This window comes from Bartonella sp. AP150HLJHH (assembly GCF_042196385.1).
Taxonomy (GTDB): domain Bacteria; phylum Pseudomonadota; class Alphaproteobacteria; order Rhizobiales; family Rhizobiaceae; genus Bartonella.
In genome coordinates this window covers 1-513 of sequence record NZ_JBHIQC010000154.1, presented here as the reverse complement: position 1 = coordinate 513, position 513 = coordinate 1, and the positions used below count along the sequence as shown (strand labels likewise).

Annotated in this window: 1 protein-coding gene; it reads left to right on the top strand. The window is 39.2% G+C overall.

Features of this window, described 5'->3' with window-relative positions:
* Positions 1-513, top strand: a 513-nt coding sequence (locus tag ACFING_RS10170) for a lambda exonuclease family protein (protein WP_375630859.1), incomplete at both ends; no start/stop codon positions are given.

Here is a 513-nt window from a genome sequence, read left to right as displayed (position 1 = left end):
CAAAGAACAGCAGAATGGTTTCAAGCGCGCTTGGGTAAAGTCACTGCTTCAAACGTTTACAACGTACTCAGTAAGACAGCAAAAGGTTTGCCTACAAGCAAATATGAAGACTACAAAACGAAACTCATGACAGAACGCTTAATAGAGGGAATAAGCCAATCTTATACAACACCTGCTATGCAATGGGGCATTGAACATGAAGAGAATGCCTTAAGAGAATATGAATTCATTTATGACGCAGAAGTCACAAGATGCGGTTTTATTTCACACCCAAAAATGGAAATGGCTGGTGCAAGTCCTGATGGGTTCATTGGAGAGGACGGTTTAATCGAAGTCAAATGTCCACAATCAACGACTCATCTTCGTTTTTTTATTTATGACGAAATCAAGCCTGAATATATCGCACAAATGCAATTCCAAATGGCTTGTACAGGACGAAAGTGGTGTGATTTCATTAGCTATAATCCAAACTTTGTAGGCAAATCTACTGGTTTGAGAATGAAAATCAAACGC